Genomic DNA, 13272 nt, shown 5'->3' on the forward strand with positions numbered 1-13272 from the left:
GGGACGTTGCCATGAGCCTGACCCACGCCGCTGCCCCGCCGAGATCGCGTGCCTCGCGGCGTGAGATTCTCGGCTGGGCGATGTTCGACTTCGCCAACCAGGCCTATACCCTCTTGATCATCACCGTGGTGTTCGGCGAGCTCTTCACCACGGTGATCGTCGGCGACCGCGGTGACAACTATCGGTTGGCCAACTTTCTGTGGAGCCTGGCGCTGGCGCTGAGCTACCTGCTGGTGGTGATCACCGGCCCCCTGTGCGGCGCGGTGATGGACTACCGGGCGGAGAAGAAGCGGTTCCTCTTCGCGAGCTACCTGGCCACCGTGGCCACCACCGCCATGCTCTATTTCGTGGCGCCGGGCTATGTGGTGCTGGGGCTCGTGCTGATCATCGTTTCCAACTACGCCTACTCCATGGGCGAGTCGTTCATCGCCGCCTTCCTGCCCGACCTCGGCCCGCCGGAGGACCTGGGCAAGATCTCCGGCTTCGGCTGGTCGCTGGGCTACGTGGGCGGGCTCTTCGCCGCGGGCTTCACCCTGCTCGTCCTGGGCGAGGCCACTGCCGAGAACTTCGCACGCATTCGCTGGGTCGGGCCCTTTGCCGCTGCCTTTTTCCTGGTCACGGCGATTCCCACCTTCCTGTGGGTGAAGGAACGCGGCGTCCCCCAGCCGACGGGCAAGTCCTATCGCGAGATCGCCTGGGAGCGGGTGGCAACCACCCTGCACGAGCTGAAGCGCTTCCGCGACCTGGCCGTCTTCCTGGTTTCGCTGCTCTTCTCCATGGCGGGCATCTACATCATCATCGCCTTCGCCTTCATCTACGGGGCCCAGGTGATCGGCTGGGACGAGTCGATTCGCAACGTCATGTTCATCATCGTGCAGGTCACCGCCGCCGCCGGCGCCCTGGGGTTCGGTTTCCTCCAGGACCGCATCGGCACCAAGGTCACCTACCTGCTCACCCTGACGCTGTGGGTGGCGGCCATCCTGGCCATCTGGGCTACGCCGCAGCTGACCGCCCTCCTCAATGCGCAGCTGGGAATCGGCTGGGAGGCGCAACACCTCTTCCTGGTGGTGGGCTGCCTGGCGGGTCTCAGCCTGGGTTCCAGCCAGTCGGCCAGTCGCGCCCTGGTGGGGCTCTTCTCGCCGCCCCGCAAGGCCGCGGAATTCTTCGGCTTCTGGGGCCTGGCCAACAAGCTCGCCGGCGTGGGCGGCATCATCGGTCTGGGACTGCTGCAGTCCCTGGTGGGGCTGCAGGCCTCGATCCTGCTCTGCGCGGCGCTCTTCCTCGTCGCTATTCTGATTTGCCTGTTCGTCGATCAGGCACGCGGTCAGCAGGCGGCGCGTGACTGGGAGGCGCGCAACAGCGCTCCGGCAACGGGGGCCGGACAATCTGGTCCATACTGACAGAGCGTGAGAGGCGGCTGTCGCCGGGAGGCTCCCATGGGGGATGACAAGACCGTGCACCGTACCGGGCTGGGCATGATGCTGCTCTTCTGGCTGCTGTTTATCGCGGTCGGTACTTGGTGGTTCCACGACTTTCTGGAATCGCAGCGCAACCCCAATGCCCATCTCGTCGATGCGGTGGAAGGCGGCGACGGGCCAATCACCCTGGAGCGCAGCCGCTCCGGCCACTTCATGGCCACCGGGCGCATCAATGGCGAACCGGTGGAGTTTCTGCTCGACACCGGCGCCACCTACGTGGCGGTGCCCGCCAGCATGGCCGATCGGCTGGGGCTGGAGGCGCAGGGCTCGGCCTGGTTCAACACCGCCAACGGCCGGGTGCGCGGCGAACTCACCACCCTCGACGAGGTGAGCCTGGGCGGCTTCTCCGCCAGCGACGTACGCGGCTCCATCAGTCCCGGCATGGAAGGGGAGGTGGCGCTGATGGGCATGAGCTTCCTCAACCGCTTCGACATCCAGATTCGCGACTCGCGCATGGTGCTGCAGCCGGCCGAGAATCGTTGAGCCATGCTCTGCGCCCTTGGTCGTCTTGCCGCCAGGGCGGGATAGCGGCAGGTTGCCTGATTACGGCTAGGTCCCATTTCGGCTCGGAGGCGCCATGACCCTGCATGAACGACTCGGTATCGCCCTGCCCATCTTCCAGGCGCCCATGGCCGGCGCCCAGGGGGCGGACCTGGCCATCGCCGTGAGCCGCGCCGGCGGCCTGGGCGCGCTGCCCTGCGCCATGCTCGGCCCCGAGACCATGGCCGAGGCGCTCACCCGTATTCGCGAGGAGGCGCCGGGCCCCATCAACGTCAATGTCTTCTGCCACACCCCGCCCGAGCCGGCTGACGATCACCAGGCGCGCTGGCTCGACGCTCTGGCGCCCTATTACGCCGAATGGGGTCTCGACACGGCCGAGGTGACGGCGGGCCCCGGCCGACGCCCCTTCGATAGCGCGACGTGCGACATCCTGGAGGCCTTTCGCCCCGAGGTGGTGAGCTGCCACTTCGGCCTGCCGGCCCCGGCGCTGCTCGACCGGATCAAGGCCTGGGGAGCCATGGTCGTCTCCTCGGCCACCACGGTGGAGGAGGCGCGCTGGCTCGAGGCCCACGGCGCCGATGCGGTGATCGCCCAAGGGCTGGAGGCGGGCGGCCACCGCGGCTTGTTCCTCTCCCACGACCTCTCCACCCAGTTGGGCACCTTCGCCCTGCTACCCCAGGTGCGCGAAGCGGTCGGCGTGCCGGTGATTGCCGCCGGCGGCATCGCGGATGCCCGCGGGGTGGCGGCGGCCCGGGCGCTCGGCGCCGACGCCGTGCAGGTGGGTACCGGCTTCCTGTGCTGCCCGGAGGCCACCACCTCGGCGCTGCACCGGCGTGCCCTGATGAGCGAGGCGGCCCGCCATACCGCCCTGACCAACCTCTACAGCGGTCGCCCGGCCCGCGGCATCGTGACCCGCCTGATGCGCGAGCTCGGCCCGATGAACCCCGCCACCCCGGCCTTTCCCCTGGCCACCGCCGCCATCGCCCCCTTGCGTGCCGCCGCCGAGGCGCGTGGCAGCAGCGACTTCTCGCCGCTGTGGGCCGGGCAGAACGCCAGCGCCTGCCGCGAGGTGCCCGCCGCCGAGGTGGTGCGCGAACTGGCCCGGGGGTGGTGAGACTGCGAGGGTGGCGGGTCATGCCCTCGTCGCCCCCCGCCTGATATCATGGATGCATGACCAGTGCCCTTGCTACCTCGGCGGTCACCGCGCCGCTGGACGATCCGCGCTACTACCTGACGAACTTTCGCTGCGTGCTCGACTGGGTGGCCGAGCGCCATGCCGATCTGCTCGCCGCCCCGGAGCGCGCCTTTCTTGCCGGCTTCGCCGCGTTACCCGAGGCGTCCCAGGCGCTGCTCGTGCGCCTGGTGATGCGCAAGGGAGAGCACTTTCGCACCGCGAAGCTGGCCTACGCCGAGATCGGCGCGACCCAGGCAGCCCTGGCGCCGCTGGTCGAGGCCGGTTTCGTCGAGGCCGATCCTGCGCTGGATATCGCCACGCTCTTCTCGCAGCTGCGCCTGGCTGAGTTGCGCGAGGCACTGGCCGGCGAGATCGTCGCCGCGGGGCTGCCTCGCGCCACGCCCAAGGCGGCGCTGTACGAGGCGCTGGCACCGGTGCTCGTCACGCCGCGGCGGCTGGTCGAGTGGTGGCCTGCGGCGCCGGATCGGGTCGTGCGACTCACCGTGATGGCGACCTGCGACCGGCTGCGCCTGATGTTCTTCGGCAACCTGCGCCAGGACTGGGCGGAGTTCGTGCTTGCCGAGCTGGGTGTGCAGTGCTTCGAGTCGGTGCCCTTCACCGCTGATTCCCGTGCTTTCCAGCGCCGCGAGGAGGTGGACGCCTACCTGGCTCTGCACCGCCTGCGCGAACGGCTCGACGCCGGGGAGTCTGCCGCCGCGCTGCAGGCGGAACTGCCCGCGGTGCCGGCGGGCAACGCCTGGCTGGCGGCGCGTCGCGACCGCCTGTTGCTGGCGCTGGGGCGCCAGGCTGAGCGCGACGGCGCTGTCGAGCTCGCGCTGGCGTGCTATGCCGCCGCGGGGTGGGGCGAGGGTGCCAGCGGCGAGGCACGCATCCGCCGCCTGCGCCTGCTGGAGCGTCAAGGGCGCCATGCTGAAGCCTTTGCCCTGGCGCAGCCGCTGGTGGCAGCGAGCCACGAGCGGGCCGGCGCGGAGGCGGAAGCCCAGGCCCTGGGCCGGCTGCTGCCGCGGCTGGCACGTCGGCTCGGGGAGCGCGTGGTGCCACGCCCCGCAGCGCCGCCTCCCGAGCGCTTCATACTGGCACTCGACCCTGGAGCGGCCTCGCTGGGCGTGGAGCGTGTCGCAGCCGTCCAGCTGCACCGCGACAGCGCCCCGGTGTACTACGTGGAGAACGCGCTCATCACCGGGCTGTTCGGCCTGATGTGCTGGGAGGCGTTGTACGCCCCGCTGCCCGGGGCCTTCTTCCACCCTTTCCACGCCGGGCCGGCGGACCTCTACCGCGAGGATTTCGTGGCCCGGCGCCGCGAGCGCTTCGACGCCTGCCTGGCGTGCCTCGATGACGGCCGCCACGCCGCGACGATCCGCGCCGCCTGGCGGGCCAAGCATGGCCTCGCCTCGCCCTTCGTGCACTGGGAAGTGCTCGACGCCGCGCTCATCGACCTTGCCCTGGCGTGCCTGCCCGGCGCCCACCTACGGGCCTGCTTCGAGCGCCTGCTCGGTGATCTCAAGGCCAACCGCGCCGGCCTGCCCGATCTGATCCAATTCTATCCCGAGGCGGCGCCGGGCGAGCCGCGCTACCGGCTGATCGAGGTGAAGGGCCCCGGCGATCGCCTCCAGGACAACCAGCGGCGCTGGCTGGCGTTCTTTTACCAGCAGGGCATGCCCGCCGAGGTGTGCCATGTCACCTGGCGGGCGGCACCATGAGCGAGGCGCCAAGCTATCGCGTGGCGGTGCGCGCGCTGTGCGCCTTCACCGCCCGCACGGGCGATCTCGACCACCGCTTCACGCCTGCGCCGAGCGCGCGGGAAGGCATCGCCGGGCATGCTCAGGTTGTCGCGCGGCGGGGGCCGGGTTACGAAACCGAAGTGCCGCTCGCCGGGCGCTACCGGGGGCTGGCCGTCGGCGGCCGGGCCGACGGCTATGACCCCGCGACCCACCGCCTGGAGGAGATCAAGACCCACCGTGGTAGTCTCGAGCGGATGGCGGCCAACCAGCGCACCCTGCACTGGGCGCAGCTCAAGGTCTACGGGGCGCTGCTGTGCGCCGAGCGCGGCCTGGACACGGTGGAGCTGGCGCTGGTCTATCTGGAGGTGGCCAGCGGACGCGAGACGGTGCTCACCGAGCGGGCCGAGGCCAGCGCGCTGCGGGCGTTCTTCGCGGACCAGTGCGAGCGCTTCCTGGCCTGGGCCGAGCAGGAGGCGGCCCATCGCGAGCGGCGCGACGCCGCGTTGCGCACGCTCGGCTTTCCGCACGGCGACTTCCGCCCCGGTCAGCGCGCCCTGGCCGAGGGCGTCTACAAGGCCGCCGCCACCGGGCGCTGCCTGCTCGCCCAGGCGCCCACCGGCATCGGCAAGACGCTGGGCACCCTCTTCCCGATGCTCGCCGCCACACCGCGTCACGGCCTCGACCGGCTTGCCTTTCTTACCATGAAGACGCCGGGGAGGCGTCTCGCGCTGGATGCCCTGGCCTGCCTGGGTGCCGCCCCGGCGCCGGCGGGGCCATCGCCCGAGCGGCTACCGCTGCGCGTGCTGGAACTCGTCGCCCGCGACAAGGCCTGCGAGCACCCCGACCGGGCCTGCCACGGCGAGGCCTGCCCGCTAGCCGCCGGCTTCTTTGATCGCCTGCCGGCGGCGCGTTCGGCAGCCGTGGAGCGGGGCTGGCTGGACCGCGACGGCCTGCGTGCGGTGGCGCTGGCGCACGACGTCTGTCCCTACTACCTCGGCCAGGAGCTGGCGCGCTGGTGCGACGTGGCGGTGGGTGACGTCAACCACTGGTTCGACGCCAGCGCCCTGCTGCATGGCCTGGCACGGGAAAACGGCGACCGGGTCGGCCTGCTGGTGGACGAGGCACACAACCTGGTAGGACGGGCGCGCGGCATGTACAGCGCCGAACTCGACCAGCGCCGCCTGAACCGCCTGCGGCGCACGGCGCCGGGCGCGCTGAAGGGGCCGCTTTCGCGCCTGGCGCGGCGCTGGCAGTCGGTGGTGAAGGCGGCGGGACTGAGCGAGGCCGGCGAGCCGGGACGGCCCGCCTACCGCGTGCTGGCGGGGCTCCCCGACGGCCTGGCCGGCACCCTGCAGGGCGTGGCCGCGGCCATCACCGACTACCTGGGCGAGCACCCCGGGCGGGCCAGCGCGGAGCTGCAGGAGCTGCTCTTCGAGGCGCTGGCCTTCACCCGTCTCGCCGAGACGTTCGGCGCGCACTCGCTGTGCGATCTCAGCCGTCATGGGCGCGGTCGCGCCGTGCTCGGCATCCGCAACCTGGTGCCGGCCGACTTCCTGGCGCCGCGCTTTGCCGCGGCACGCGCTGCCGTGCTCTTCTCCGCGACCCTGAGCCCGCCGGAGTATCATCACGACCTGCTGGGTCTGCCGGAGGCAAGCGTCTGGCGGGATTTTCCCTCGCCGTTCGCGGCGGAGCAGCTCGAGGTGCGTATCCGCGGCGATATCTCCACCCGGCTTGCCGACCGGCCCGCCTCCGTGGCGCCCATCGTTAGCGAGCTGGCCGACCAGTTTCGTCGCCGCCCCGGCAACTATCTGGCCTTTTTCAGCAGCTTCGCCTACCTGGCGGCGGTGCACGAGCGCTTCGTTGCCGAGCATCCGGCCATTCCCGTCTGGGCGCAGACCCGCGGCATGGGCGAGGGCGAGCGGGAGGCCTTTCTCGGGTGCTTTCGTCCCGGCGGCGAGGGCATCGGCTTCGCCGTGCTGGGTGGCGCTTTCGGTGAGGGCATCGACCTGCCCGGCGAGCGGCTGGTGGGCGCCTTTATCGCCACCCTGGGGTTGCCACCCGCCGACCCCTTCAACGAGGTGCTCAAGGCCCGCCTGGCCGCGCGCTTCGGCCGCGGCGACGACTACGCCTACCGCATCCCCGGGCTGATCAAGGTGGTGCAGGCCGCCGGGCGGGTGATTCGCGGCCCGGCGGACCGCGGCCTGGTGGTGTTGATGGACGACCGCTTCGCTCGGGCCGAGGTGCGCGAGCGGCTGCCGGGCTGGTGGCCGCCGGCGGAGACGCTTCAGGCACCGCGGCGAGGGGAGGCCTCGACACGGGTGATCACCTCTTCGTCGGCCTCGTAGAGCGCCTCGAGCTCGCGGGCCGCTTCCTGGATGGTCTGGATCAGCTTCTTCTCGTTGCCGAACACTTCGTGCTGGCGCAGCAGCGCCTGTTCGTCGTGCTCGCGGAAGGTGTCCACGGTGTGCTGGGCACGCTCGCGGGGAATGCCCAGGCCAATCAGGGCGTCGCGGGTCAGCTCCAGGCTCGCCGGCAGCAGCTCGCGCACGATGTGCGACACCCCGGCGCGCATCAGCAGGTGGGCGTGATAGCGGTTGCGAGCCCGGGCGTAGAGCCTCAGGTGCGGGAAGTGGCGCTTGGCCAGCTCGACGATGCGCATCGAGGCCTGGGGGTCGCCCACCGCCACCACCAGCACCCGGGCACGGTCGGCGCCGGCCGCCTGGAGCAGGTCGATGCGCGAGGCGTCACCGAAGTAGACCTTGTTGCCGTAGCGGCGCACGAAGTCGACCTGGTCGGCGTTGATGTCGAGCACCGTGTAGGGGATCTTCAGGCCCTGCAGGGCACGCCCCATGATCTGCCCGAAGCGGCCGAAGCCGGCCAGGATGATCTGCGGCGACTCGTCGTCGGGGCGGTCGAAGGTCGGCTTGGTGCGGCGCCGGTCGAGCCGCGGACGCAGGCCATGCACGTGGAGCTGGAAGAGCAACGGGGTGGCGGCCATGGAAAGCGAGATCACCAGGATCAGCCGGCTCACCAGGGCATCGTCGAGCAGCGCGGCCGCTGCGGCGGCGGAGAGCAGTACGAACCCGAACTCGCCGCCCTGGGAGAGCAGCACCCCGAGGTTCAGGGTTTCCCGCCAGCCGCTGCGGTAGAGGCGCGCGGCCAGGCCCACGGAGATCGCCTTGATGGCCACCAGCCCCAGGGCGAGGCCGAGGATCGTCAGCGGCTCCTCGGCGAGCAGGGCGATCTCGGCGGTCATGCCCACGGCCATGAAGAAGAGCCCCAGCAGCAGGCCGCGGAACGGCTCGATGTCGGCCTCGATGCTGTGGCGATACTCGGAGTCGGCCAGCAGCACTCCGGCGATGAAGGCGCCCAGCGCCATGGAGAGTCCCGCCAGCTCCATCAGCAGGGCGGCGCCGATTACCACCAGCAGGGCGGTGCCGGCGAACACCTCGCGGCTGCGCGTGGCGGCGGCGTAGTGGAACAGCGGGCGCAGCAGGTAGCGGCCGCCGACGATCAGGCCTGCGAAGGCGCCGACGGAGAGCAGCATCTCGCGCAGCAGCGGGGCGGCGCCGTCGGCGAGCAGCGCTTCGGCGGCGATCAGCGGCAGCGCCGCGAGCACCGGAATGGCGGCCAGGTCCTGGAACAGCAGCAGCGCGAAGGCGTGGCGGCCGTGACGCGTCTGCAGCTCCTTGCGCTCGCCGAGCAGGTGCAGCACCAGCGGCGTGGAGCACAGCCCCAGGCTGAAGCCCGCTACCAGTGCCGCGGCGGGCGGCAGGCCCAGCCCCCAGCCGGCCAGGGTGAGCAGTGTCGTGGTCACCGCTACCTGCAGGCTGCCGAAGCCGAACACCGCCTTGCGCATCAGCTTGAGGCGGCGCGGCTTGAGCTCCAGGCCGATCACGAAGAGCAGGAAGACAATGCCCACCTGGGAGAACTGCAGTACCGCCTCGGCGTCGGGCACCAAGGCCAGCACCGAGGGGCCGATGACCACCCCGGCGGCCAGGTAGCCCAGCACCTCGCCCAGGCCCAGGCGCTTGAACACCGGCACGACCAGCACGGCGGCGGCAAGGAAGATCAGGGCGTTGTAGAGCAGTTCGGCGGCCAAGGGTACCTCCTGGCAGCGGTCGGTGATGGCACCATTCTACCTGATGGGCCTCTGACCATTGATAAGCAAGTCTCGGGCCAACGGTCCGGTGGCGGGAACGGCCGCCAAGCGGCGGGGTCTGATAGCCAGGAAGACCCTGACGGCCTGGTACACAGGACCGCGAGAGGAGAGCGCCATGCGACTCAACGCCGACTTTTCCCGGCGGGTGGTGGTCACCCCCGACACTTATCGCTGGGTGGACTCCCCCATCCCGGGGGTGACGCGGATGCTGCTGGATCGCATCGGCGAGGAGGTGGCCCGCGCCACTTCGCTGGTGCGCTATGCGCCCAACAGCCGCTTTCCCACCCACGAGCACGGCGGCGGGGAGGAAATTCTCGTGCTCGAGGGCGAGTTCGCCGACGAGCATGGCCGCTATCCCGCGGGCTGCTATCTGCGCAACCCCATCGGCACCGCTCATACGCCGGAGGTCGGCGAGCCAGGGGCGCTCCTTTTCGTCAAGCTGCACCAGTTTTCACCGGATGACGACGAGCGCAAGGGCATCGACACTCACGCGGCCGCTTGGCGGCCGGGCGGCGAGAGCGGCATCGAGGTCATGCCCCTGCACGACTTCCAGGACGAACACGTGGCGCTCGAGCGCTGGGCGGCGAAGGCGCGGCCCGCCCCCCGGGACTATCGGGGCGGCGCGGAGCTTCTGGTGCTGGAGGGGGGCTTTCACGACGAACACGGCGACTACCCGGCCGGCAGCTGGCTGCGCTGCCCGCCTCAGAGTCGCCATACGCCCTCCCCCGGGGCGGACGGGGCCCTGCTCTACGTCAAGGTGGGGCACCTGCCGATTCGTTGAATAGCGGTTTATCGCAGATCGGCGTGCACCGGCCGGTAGAGCCTTTGGGGGCTGTTTCCTCGATGGGCATCACGGCGATCGGTCAAGTCCGACAGCTTGCTAGGGGACCGGCAGCAGCAGCCAGACTCCGCCGGCGATCAGCAGCAAACCAACGCCGTATCCGAGCCAGTGGCCCAGGGGCAGGGTCTTTTCCAGGAGCACGAGCAGCGCCAGCCCGGCGATCCAGTAAAGGTTCATGACGCCGCCGAAGAACAGCAGCAGCATCAGGAACCAGCAACACCCCAGGCAGTAGGCGCCATGGCCCAGGCCCATGATCAAGGCTCCCCGCTTGCCGGGGCGCCAATGGGAGGCGAGATACATCGCCGGAAGGCGGCAGTGACGCAGGCAGGTGCGCTTGATCGGTGTAAGCTGATAGAACCCGGCGGCGAGCAATAGCCCCGCCCCGAGCCACTGACCGGTCAGGGCCATTGCCGGTGTCAGCAGCCCGGCACGCGCCAGGGTCCAGTGCATGGCGGTGGCTCCGAGGCTGAAACCGGCCCACGCCAGCATATATCCCAGGGTGAAGATCGTGGTCGGCACATGGCGATTGCCGGCCCGGTGTTGCCGAGTCTGGATCACGGCAAACAGCAGGATCATGGGAGCGGCGCTGGGCAGCATCATGGCGATCATCATGCTCCACCACATGACGAACGACACCAGGGCATAGCCGGCCGACCAGGTCACGATCAGGCCCATATCGCCCATCGGCGCCGTCGTCCCGTTCATTCGGGTCATGTCGAGGGCCGACATGCCCATGCCCGCGCCGGCCAGTAGATACGCCCAGCTCGCGGCGATCACCGCGACCAGCAGGGCCGCGGCCACCCACTGGTCGCGGCGCAGCAGCTTCTTCACGGTGCCATCCAGATCCATGCTCCTTCCTCCCGGCCAGGAACGGGGCTCGCGCCCTTCACCGCGTCGGCACCGCGCTCGATCGGCTCTGGGCGAACGCGGTGCCGAAGTCACTCGTGCTCAGGCATGCACGACGCCCTGCGGCGTCCAGGTGACGCGGGCGAAATGGGCATGACCGGCGGTCCATTCGAGCGGGATGAGGGTCTCGTGGGTCTTGACCGAGCTGCTGCCATACTCGGCCTCGTGGTATTCGAAGCCCTCCGGCAAGGTGACCCGGGCCCGGTGGGGCTCGCCGGTCACGGGATTGCGGATCGGCTCACCGGTGCCCTCGACGACGCCGGGAATGGCGATACGGCCGGTTCGTGCTTCCACGTCCGCCTGGAATTCGATGGGGCTCACGAGGGGCTCGAAGTAGGTGTCGATCACGTTGCTGAACACATTGAAGATGGTGGCGCCGGGCTCGGTTTCCTCGCCCTTGAAGAGTGCCGTCAGCGCCTGGCGCTGGGCATCCGTCGTGTGCTCGTCCAGGATCAGCTGCGCCTGCCCCCGGCCTTCGTGAATCGCGCCCGGCCAGGCGAGCAGGCCGACGAACACCGCGCCATCGAGGGCGGTGTCGCCGAAGTGGCCGTGCTCGATACGCATCCCGACCGCGGCCCGGCAATCGCCGTGGGTCGGCGGGGCATTGAATTGGCAAGGGCAGCTGAAATCGCAGTTGCAGGTCGTGAAGTCGGTCGCTTCGATCTTCCAGTCTACGGATGACATCTCGTCCTCCTCGCCGTTGGACGGCTCGGCAATGCGACGAAGGCGTCGCGTGTGGATACGTGGCTGGCGTCCCTGCCACCGTCTTCGAGTCTGCGACTTGTCGGGGGACAGGGTAAGAGCCAGACTGACCACAACCGGTCCATTCAGCTCAGGGGAGGGCCTGCACCATGGTGAGCCAGCCCCGACCCACGCATATCAGCATCGTGGCCCTGCCGGAGTCGATGGCTACGCCGGTCCACGGCCTGTACGAGACGCTGATGATGCTCGAGGCGGTGGGGCGGAACCTGTCCGGGGACGGAACGCGCCTGTTCGAGATCGAGATCGTCGGGCCCGCCCCCGGCATCCTGCGTGGTGCCTGTGGACTGCCGCTCGATGTCCACCGGGCGATGTCGGAGGTCCAGCAGACCGATATCGTGATCGTCACCTCGATGTTCTTCGAGGACGAATGGATCACCGGGCGTCATCCGCAGACCGTGGCCTGGCTGAAGGCGATGCATGACCGCGGTGCCAGCCTGTGCTCGGCCTGTGCCGGGGCACTGCTGCTGGCGGAAACCGGCCTGCTCGACGGCCAGGAGGCCACGACCCACTGGGCCTTCGCCCCGACCTTCCGCCAGAACTTCCCCCAGGTGCGGCTGTGCATCGAGGAAATGCTCGTTACCGCGGGACCCCGCCACGAGTTCGTGATGTCCGGCGCCGCCAGCTCGTGGCAGGATCTGATCCTCTACCTGATCGCCCGTCACTCCAGTCCCTCCACGGCCATGGCCATCGGCAAGTTCCTGCTGTATTCGTGGCATGAGGCCTCCCAGGCTCCCTATATCTCATTCATGCCCCCCGCAGACCACGGCGATGCCGTCATCCGCGCGCTGCAGGCCTGGCTGCATGAGCACTATGCGGTCCCCTGCCCGGTGGAGGAGATGGTACAGCGTTCGGGATTGCCCGAGAGCAGCTTCAAGCGCCGCTTTCGTAACGCCACCGGCTACTCGCCCCTGCACTACGTGCAGCACCTGCGTGTGGAAGAGGCCAAGACGCTGCTGGAACGGACCGCGATGCCGATCGACCAGGTCTGCTTGGCGGTGGGCTACGAGGAACCGGCCTTCTTTCGGCGGCTGTTCAAGCGTCTCACCCGGATCACACCCGGCCAGTACCGGCGCAAGTTTCATTTCCCGTTCCCGGCCAGGGGAGTCACCGAGCCGGTAGACGTCGGGGGGAAACCGCGGCATGCGGGGAGGCCGGTAGGCTTGCCTTGAACGCGGAATCGCCATCAGGCATCGCCGCCGAGCACGACGCTGCGACCGGCTCGGCAGCGGGGGCGTTTATGTCGGCCTCTGAAGTTATGCTATTCAAGCCGGGCGGATCCCTCCAACTGCAAAGGAGCATGCACATGGGTATCGAAGTAACCGGCCTGCTGGGCCTGATCTGGCTGATCATCATCATCTGGGCCATCGTCAAGGTGGCCAAGAGCGGCGCCGGCGCGATTTCGAAGCTGCTGTGGATCCTGATCCTGCTGATCTTTCCGGTGGTGGGGCTGATCATCTGGTTGCTGCTGGGGCCCAAGGGCTAGGAGGCAGGCAATGGATTGTCGGGCGGGGCGCCCTCGTCGCATTTCTTGCAGGCGAGCTCGAAACCGAGCATGCGCCGGCGGCCGGCGGGGGTGGTGACCCAGGGACGCTCGACCCAGGGCGGCTGGTGGCGCACGTGCTGGTTGTGGCCGCACGCCAGTTCGGCGACCCAGTGGTTCTCCTCGTCGCGATGGTAGCCGACGATGGGTTGCAGCATGATGGGCT

Annotated in this window: 12 protein-coding genes; 8 read left to right on the top strand and 4 right to left on the bottom strand. The window is 69.6% G+C overall.

The annotated features are described in order from the left end of the window. Positions 1-11: 11 nt before the first annotated feature. The 5 genes from FEF15_RS07210 to FEF15_RS07230 all read left to right on the top strand — a co-directional run bounded on the left by FEF15_RS07210 (position 12) and on the right by FEF15_RS07230 (position 7240). A complete protein-coding gene (locus FEF15_RS07210; protein WP_163558480.1) occupies positions 12-1400 on the top strand; it encodes an MFS transporter in 1389 nt (462 codons plus the stop codon). Positions 1401-1436: 36 nt separating this feature from the next. Then, positions 1437-1961, top strand: a complete 525-nt coding sequence (locus tag FEF15_RS07215) for a TIGR02281 family clan AA aspartic protease (RefSeq protein WP_163558481.1) — start codon at positions 1437-1439, stop codon at positions 1959-1961. Between the two features lie 94 nt (positions 1962-2055). Continuing rightward, positions 2056-3093, top strand: coding sequence for a nitronate monooxygenase (locus FEF15_RS07220; protein ID WP_163558482.1), 1038 nt, complete (start codon positions 2056-2058; stop codon positions 3091-3093). A gap of 56 nt (positions 3094-3149) precedes the next feature. Beyond that, positions 3150-4874, top strand: a complete 1725-nt coding sequence (locus FEF15_RS07225) for a VRR-NUC domain-containing protein (RefSeq protein ID WP_163558483.1) — start codon at positions 3150-3152, stop codon at positions 4872-4874. Further along, positions 4871-7240, top strand: coding sequence for an ATP-dependent DNA helicase (locus FEF15_RS07230; protein WP_163558484.1), 2370 nt, complete (start codon positions 4871-4873; stop codon positions 7238-7240). Before FEF15_RS07225 ends, FEF15_RS07230 begins: the two co-directional genes overlap by 4 nt. Here the strand turns inward: FEF15_RS07230 and FEF15_RS07235 are convergent. Next, on the bottom strand, positions 7180-8997 hold the full coding sequence (locus FEF15_RS07235; protein WP_163558485.1) for a monovalent cation:proton antiporter-2 (CPA2) family protein: 1818 nt from the start codon (positions 8995-8997) through the stop codon (positions 7180-7182). The genes FEF15_RS07230 and FEF15_RS07235 overlap by 61 nt on opposite strands. 175 nt (positions 8998-9172) lie before the next feature. Between FEF15_RS07235 and FEF15_RS07240 the strand changes: the two genes are divergently transcribed. Next, a complete protein-coding gene (locus FEF15_RS07240) occupies positions 9173-9838 on the top strand; it encodes a cupin domain-containing protein (protein ID WP_163558486.1) in 666 nt (221 codons plus the stop codon). 99 nt (positions 9839-9937) lie between these two features. Here FEF15_RS07240 and FEF15_RS07245 read toward each other — a convergent pair whose 3' ends face one another. Further along, positions 9938-10747 (bottom strand): DUF2182 domain-containing protein, encoded by an 810-nt coding sequence (locus tag FEF15_RS07245; RefSeq protein ID WP_163558487.1) that lies wholly within the window; start codon positions 10745-10747, stop codon positions 9938-9940. A gap of 99 nt (positions 10748-10846) precedes the next feature. After that, positions 10847-11488, bottom strand: coding sequence for a DUF1326 domain-containing protein (locus tag FEF15_RS07250; protein WP_163558488.1), 642 nt, complete (start codon positions 11486-11488; stop codon positions 10847-10849). Positions 11489-11655: 167 nt separating this feature from the next. Between FEF15_RS07250 and FEF15_RS07255 the strand changes: the two genes are divergently transcribed. Further along, positions 11656-12735 (top strand): helix-turn-helix domain-containing protein, encoded by a 1080-nt coding sequence (locus FEF15_RS07255; RefSeq protein ID WP_163558489.1) that lies wholly within the window; start codon positions 11656-11658, stop codon positions 12733-12735. A gap of 134 nt (positions 12736-12869) precedes the next feature. Continuing rightward, on the top strand, positions 12870-13049 hold the full coding sequence (locus tag FEF15_RS07260; RefSeq protein WP_163558490.1) for a PLDc N-terminal domain-containing protein: 180 nt from the start codon (positions 12870-12872) through the stop codon (positions 13047-13049). On the opposite strand, the gene FEF15_RS07265 is transcribed toward FEF15_RS07260, so the two are convergent. After that, positions 13046-13264 carry a DUF3565 domain-containing protein gene (locus tag FEF15_RS07265; protein WP_163558491.1) on the bottom strand — a complete coding sequence of 73 codons (219 nt, stop codon included), beginning with the start codon at positions 13262-13264 and terminating at the stop codon, positions 13046-13048. The genes FEF15_RS07260 and FEF15_RS07265 overlap by 4 nt on opposite strands. Positions 13265-13272: the final 8 nt, after the last annotated feature.

The sequence above is a fragment of the Halomonas sp. NO4 genome, from assembly GCF_010994375.1.
Taxonomy (GTDB): Bacteria; Pseudomonadota; Gammaproteobacteria; order Pseudomonadales; family Halomonadaceae; genus Halomonas.

Bases quoted from the DNA above. Each gene is read 5' to 3' on its own strand.
- FEF15_RS07210 (WP_163558480.1), top strand. From the start codon at position 12: ATGAGCCTGACCCACGCCGCTGCCCCGCCGAGATCGCGTGCCTCGCGG.
- FEF15_RS07215 (WP_163558481.1), top strand. From the start codon at position 1,437: ATGGGGGATGACAAGACCGTGCACCGTACCGGGCTGGGCATGATGCTG.
- FEF15_RS07220 (WP_163558482.1), top strand. From the start codon at position 2,056: ATGACCCTGCATGAACGACTCGGTATCGCCCTGCCCATCTTCCAGGCG.
- FEF15_RS07225 (WP_163558483.1), top strand. From the start codon at position 3,150: ATGACCAGTGCCCTTGCTACCTCGGCGGTCACCGCGCCGCTGGACGAT.
- FEF15_RS07230 (WP_163558484.1), top strand. From the start codon at position 4,871: ATGAGCGAGGCGCCAAGCTATCGCGTGGCGGTGCGCGCGCTGTGCGCC.
- FEF15_RS07240 (WP_163558486.1), top strand. From the start codon at position 9,173: ATGCGACTCAACGCCGACTTTTCCCGGCGGGTGGTGGTCACCCCCGAC.
- FEF15_RS07245 (WP_163558487.1), bottom strand. From the start codon at position 10,747: ATGGATCTGGATGGCACCGTGAAGAAGCTGCTGCGCCGCGACCAGTGG.
- FEF15_RS07250 (WP_163558488.1), bottom strand. From the start codon at position 11,488: ATGTCATCCGTAGACTGGAAGATCGAAGCGACCGACTTCACGACCTGC.
- FEF15_RS07255 (WP_163558489.1), top strand. From the start codon at position 11,656: ATGGTGAGCCAGCCCCGACCCACGCATATCAGCATCGTGGCCCTGCCG.
- FEF15_RS07260 (WP_163558490.1), top strand. From the start codon at position 12,870: ATGGGTATCGAAGTAACCGGCCTGCTGGGCCTGATCTGGCTGATCATC.
- FEF15_RS07265 (WP_163558491.1), bottom strand. From the start codon at position 13,264: ATGCTGCAACCCATCGTCGGCTACCATCGCGACGAGGAGAACCACTGG.